This window comes from Candidatus Ruminimicrobium bovinum (assembly GCF_902760015.1).
In the GTDB taxonomy this organism is placed as follows: Bacteria; Elusimicrobiota; Endomicrobiia; order Endomicrobiales; family Endomicrobiaceae; genus Ruminimicrobium; species Ruminimicrobium bovinum.
The window spans coordinates 1-4999 of sequence record NZ_CACWEU010000273.1 but is presented as its reverse complement, the minus strand read 5'-3'; the positions used below and the strand labels follow the sequence as shown (position 1 = coordinate 4999).

Below are 4999 nucleotides of genomic sequence, written 5' to 3'. Positions count from 1 at the left end.
CGGGGATTCCCCGATGGCATCAATCAATTGGTCGGCGATGACCGCGCTCGCAAGGTCCATCGTGGCCGTAATCAGCGTGATGACGATGGGCGTGGTCGGTATGAGCTTGAATTTCTTGTGCGGGTCCTTCAGGAGCGTCACCCTGTACAGGTCGTAAAGGATGCCCAGGATGGAAATGCTGCTCTTGCCGATACCGATGGCCCCCGTAATCAGCACCTCCTGGTAGGGCGAGTAGAGCGGATTCGGGTAGACCTGTTTCAGCCGCTCAATCCAATAGGGGTAGATGGTGCCCCCGTAGATGGCACCCATGTATCTAGGGTCGTTGATGAACGTCACGATATCGACCGGGACGGACTCGTACCCCTCGGCCATCGCCGCGGCCCTGTAGAGGTCCTTCGTGCTGACGTTATCCAACGACCCTGCCATATCACGCCGTCCCTTTCCTTCTGCGGCCCCGTACGACCTTTATTTCGCCCCCGTGACGCCTGTAGAACCGCCTGTCGGCCTCGGACACCTTCCTGCCCTCGGACAGGGCCTTCCCGACCCTGCGCATGCGTTTCTCGTCCGAAGCCTCCCTGCTGCAACTGCGCAACATCCTCTTGTTCCCACGCATCCCCCTCGGGACGGTATGTATCCGTTCCCTCGGGACCTTACCGACCTGTTCCGTACCCCCTTCCGCACCCTCCGGACTGCCGGCAGAAATCCGGACATTCTTGCGCACGTTTTGTCCGATTTTTTTTCGTGCGGTTTTTCCCGTTTTTGTCCGGTTTTCCACAATTAATTCGGACAAAACTGCATTTTCGTTTACCCCCGATTTTTGGCGTTTTTGAGCTGTTTTTATGGGTTTTCGGACATTTTTGTGCGAGCCTATTAATAGGGGGGAGGGGTATTTAATAGGATTACACAAATATGTCCGAATTTTATCAATTATTTCATTGTTTTTGTCCGAATTATTCGTAAAGAAATTCAACCCGTTTTCCTGCATTATTTCACGGCATGTACTCAGTGTTTCGAGCGCATGCCCGTACTCCGCCGCCTTTACCGCACGGTATGGTACTCCGTGCCGCTTGAGGTACTTGATGAGGGTGTCGGAGGCTTTTCCGCGCTTCACGACCACGTAGCCGTCCGGATGGAACGGGAGGTCTTCCACGGGCACCTGCTTCCACATGATTTCGTAACCGAGGGAACGAGCCGCCTTCTGCAAGGTCACGTAGGTCGTGCCATAGGTAGAGGCTATATCCTCGAGGTATCTCCTGTGTGGGAGCCGCACGAGCTTCCCGTGCACCATCCCCGCATCCGTCCAGTCCTTGATTAGCGCCTGTGCGAGTTCGTATGCGTGGCGAACGGACGTGTAGGGTCGCTTGGGCATCTCGGCCTGCGAGAAATACTTGGAGAACTCGGACACCTTGCGCTGGAACGGGACGTGCGCCCACCTGTCCCATGAACGTGCCGCCAGGTTGTAGATGGCGGGTATCTCCTCCTCCCGGAACTCCCATGGCGACACCACGTTGGAAAGTATGAGGTACACGAGCATACGTAGGTAGTCCGACTTGGAGACGTGGTAGTTGCAGTTCTCGTTGAGGTGGAAGCACCGCATGAGCAGGCGCATGGCGAGGTTCATCGACCACGAGTACCTGTGCCCTATGTCTATCTTCTTGAAGCGGGGCACCATGGAGGGCACCACCACGTCGAACCTGTACCCGTTCTCCTCCAGCCACGTCACGCCACGCATGCGTGCGAGGGACGAACTGTTGAGCGGGAGGTACAGGGCGGAGTCGTCGGGGCAGAGAAGGTCCATCGGGTTCTCGTCCCTGCGTGCGATGCGGGATATGCGTATGGAGCCTGGGTAGACCGTGCGTCCCCTGTGGCACGTTGGCGTCCCGTAAAGTGCCTGGTCGGGGAGGTCGGTGCAGTCGTCGAACGTCCGCATGGCGGGGATGTGACGCTGCACGAGGGACTTGAGCCTTGTGCATTCCTCCTGTAGGCAGTCCAACGGGATTTCGTACGGGAGGTGCTGTATGATGTGGCATCGGTAGGGGCTTCCGCTCGCGGAGCCCACCACCGCTATGTTCGGGTACCCACGGAGCTCGGCACGTATCGTGTCGATGTGTATGTCGGTGCTGTCCGCATTGTCGTAGTCAATCCATGCGAACGACGTGTGGGTTCCTCCACGCTTGACTGCGTGTCCGGACTCCAACATGTCCACGAGTGTCTGTAGGGGCGGGTCCTCGACGAAGTAGACGGGCGTGCTGCCCTTGTTCGCACGGGGCCACAGGTATTTCTTGACTTCATTCTTGTCCGAGAACGCTTCCGATGCGTATTGAATGCAGTTCATGTCGGTACGGGCGGATGCGGGGATGATTCATGGGGAAGTGCAACGTTCGGGGCCGAAAAAGGGGCGGGGGACGCCTGCCGCCCTGCATCCAAAATCAACGGCAGGCACCCCCGTCCCAGAGACCTTGTAGAGGAATATAGCAAAAACGCCACGGGAGCGGTAGCGTGGCGGGCGGGGATTCGGGCGGTTTACGGAGGTGTTTGGAAATGCCGTTTCCGTGCGCTGTACGGGCGTATCGGGTTGGGGCGGTAGGGTTGCTAGGGTCTGGCCGTTTTACGGCCCAGTGGTGCGAGCGGGGGGCCACCGGAGACGGGTGTCGGGCTACAGGGCGTATACAGGAGACGCAGCCGTTTACCGTTTCCGTCTATACGACCTAGTTCTCTTCGGTTCGGTGCTGCTCGGGAACGTCTTGTCGACGTAGGCATAGATTCGGGCTGCATCCCCGTCGGCTATGAGGTCTATGAGCGTGGGTGCGGCTTGCATGAATGCTTTGGAAACGGCATCCAAGGTTTCTTTGGGTGCCTCTATGTTCTCGACGTAGAATCTGTCGCTTATGATGCTTGCGACACGATTCTTGTCCGTCAGGACTTCTATTCCGGGAATGTTCCTGTCGCCTTCCCCCCAATGGAGCAAAAGAGTATTTCGCTTGACCTTTGACGGGTTGCCTGTTAGTAATTTGTCCTCGTACAGCTCCTTGAGAAGGGAACGGAGTTTTCCTTTTTCATGGTTTGTGAGATTGTTTACGTCCGCATAGTTGGCCATGTAGTACAGAAAACCCCACCATTCGATAATGTTGCGAGTCTGTGCTATGAGTTTGGCCTCCATCTGTACTTTTCTATAGGCCATCTCGTTGATAGGCACAGGGCTGTAGAGCTCCATGTCATGTACGGTTATTCTCATCGGCATAGCATATCTCCTATCCGGGTACGTGAATCAGTTCCAATTCCGGCATGGATTCCAGCAGCAGTTCACCCGCAGCCGCCAACTTATCGTCCCCGTTTTCTTGGAGAATCTGTATGGCCGACTTCAGGTCCTCGGACCATTGCGGGGGCATTTCGTTCACCTCGAACTCTAGGAACATCTCTTCGATATTGCCTACGACATACCTTGCCCAATCCAAGGTATTGTTCCCGTTGCTTTCGTTATTGATTTTTTTCCTGAATCCTTCGTAGTCCGCAAATTCCTGTGTGACTCGTAGGTAGTCTTCGTTGGACGGGAAACCGAATACGCATTTCTGCACGATTTCCTGGTCGGGGCCCATTTTCCGTTCAAAATGGAAACCATCGGGGCATTCCCGTTCTATCGGTCGCTTGATGAAATTCTTGGAATACTCGCAAGGGATAGGGTACCCGTTGTTCTTCTTAAAGTAATGCTCTATCGCTCCGCTTGCTTCAACCCAGTACCACTTGTCGAATCCGGCTATGTCGGATTTGATGATTTCGGCCACGCCCTTGCGGTATTCGTGGTTCGTATGCACGCCAGCTACTCCGAGGGCCTTGTTTCCACCGAAGTTTCCCGCATAGATGGCGCATGCAGCCATCCCTTGCTCGGTTGATACGATTTTGATTTCGGTCGTTATTGCTATCAGATATCGGTTGGATACGGGTCCATTCCACTTTCCGAGACCGAAATAGGCGTATTCCCGGTTTAGCGTCTCCCGGATGGCCGGGAGACGTTCCGCAATTTCCTGTGCATCGGTTATGATGTCTAGTTTCATGGAATCCTCCAAATTATGCCTAGAAAACAGGCCACCGAGTTGGGTGTGCCCTGCTTACCCGTGTGCTTTTAAATATAATTAATTTTGCCTATGGTGTCAATAGGTATTCGTTATTATTCACCGAATCATTGCACGATTTCGGCATCCTGTACGTCCGGCTCTTTCGGTGCCTGCGACCTGCTCAGGATTTCGTTCTTGAACGCCTCTGCCTGTTCCTCGCTGAACAGCGTTGTGTTGTCGATTGCCTTGTCGTCGTCATCGGGCGGCACTACGGACGTGTCGGTGTCGTAGCCACGCACCATTCGCAATATGTCCAAACGTAGGCGCAAGGATTCGTTCGTCTGCCTGGACGCGTCGAGCAATTCCCTTAGCGAGGCCTCGTCGAGGTTCACCTTGTTGGCCACCGCCTCGTCGATGCTGTCCATCCGGTGCAGCAGCGCATCCATTGCCTTCATGGAATTGGTCGTGATGTTGAGCCCCAGCAGGTTCATGTCCTTGCGGAGCTTGTCCAAGTCCTTCTTGGCCGTAGGAAGTTGTTGGTTTTGTTCGTCCATCATATGATACATATAGGGGGTATGCCCGAGTTTGATATTTGGCCTTCGTGGGCTATAATTTCAATTATTCGGCAGTTCCACCCCAGCTTGCGGGTATCTGTTGCAGTTCCGCACGGCCACTTTCGGTATCTGACCCGCAGTTCAGGAAAGCCTTGTCGTATTGGGCCGGGGGCTTTGCTTGCCCAGAGAATCTTAGGTATTGTGCATACGCACCCGATTCAACGTTCACGCAGTTCATAAATATGTGGCGGATGTCTGTAGCCTTGGGTGCATCGATTTCAGGTACTTCCGTGATACCCAGGTTATTACCGAAGGCGTCTTCCAGGTTAATCGCATTGCGTAAATCGAACGGGGGTATCGACGTAAGGTGCATGGGGTGTTGGGTAGTGTAGG

The 4999-nt window shown here is 54.7% G+C and carries 6 protein-coding genes; all 6 read right to left on the bottom strand.

Translation table 11 applies throughout. The features are described 5' to 3' along the window. Positions 1-414, bottom strand: a 414-nt coding sequence (locus ACMUOV_RS08835) for a hypothetical protein (protein ID WP_413854793.1), incomplete at its 3' end; no start/stop codon positions are given. A gap of 13 nt (positions 415-427) precedes the next feature. Then, a complete protein-coding gene (locus tag ACMUOV_RS08830; RefSeq protein WP_413854792.1) occupies positions 428-2335 on the bottom strand; it encodes a hypothetical protein in 1908 nt (635 codons plus the stop codon). A gap of 351 nt (positions 2336-2686) precedes the next feature. Further along, on the bottom strand, positions 2687-3235 hold the full coding sequence (locus ACMUOV_RS08825) for a hypothetical protein (protein ID WP_413854791.1): 549 nt from the start codon (positions 3233-3235) through the stop codon (positions 2687-2689). A 16-nt stretch (positions 3236-3251) separates the two neighbouring features. Beyond that, entirely contained in the window at positions 3252-4052 is an 801-nt protein-coding gene (locus ACMUOV_RS08820; protein ID WP_413854790.1) for a hypothetical protein, read from the bottom strand. A gap of 125 nt (positions 4053-4177) precedes the next feature. Continuing rightward, entirely contained in the window at positions 4178-4609 is a 432-nt protein-coding gene (locus ACMUOV_RS08815; RefSeq protein ID WP_413854789.1) for a hypothetical protein, read from the bottom strand. A gap of 61 nt (positions 4610-4670) precedes the next feature. Beyond that, on the bottom strand, positions 4671-4999 hold a 329-nt coding region (locus ACMUOV_RS08810; protein ID WP_413854788.1), incomplete at its 5' end, for a hypothetical protein.

Coding starts and splice junctions, on each gene's coding strand:
- ACMUOV_RS08830 (WP_413854792.1), bottom strand. CDS start 2,335: ATGAACTGCATTCAATACGCATCGGAAGCGTTCTCGGACAAGAATGAA.
- ACMUOV_RS08825 (WP_413854791.1), bottom strand. CDS start 3,235: ATGAGAATAACCGTACATGACATGGAGCTCTACAGCCCTGTGCCTATC.
- ACMUOV_RS08820 (WP_413854790.1), bottom strand. CDS start 4,052: ATGAAACTAGACATCATAACCGATGCACAGGAAATTGCGGAACGTCTC.
- ACMUOV_RS08815 (WP_413854789.1), bottom strand. CDS start 4,609: ATGATGGACGAACAAAACCAACAACTTCCTACGGCCAAGAAGGACTTG.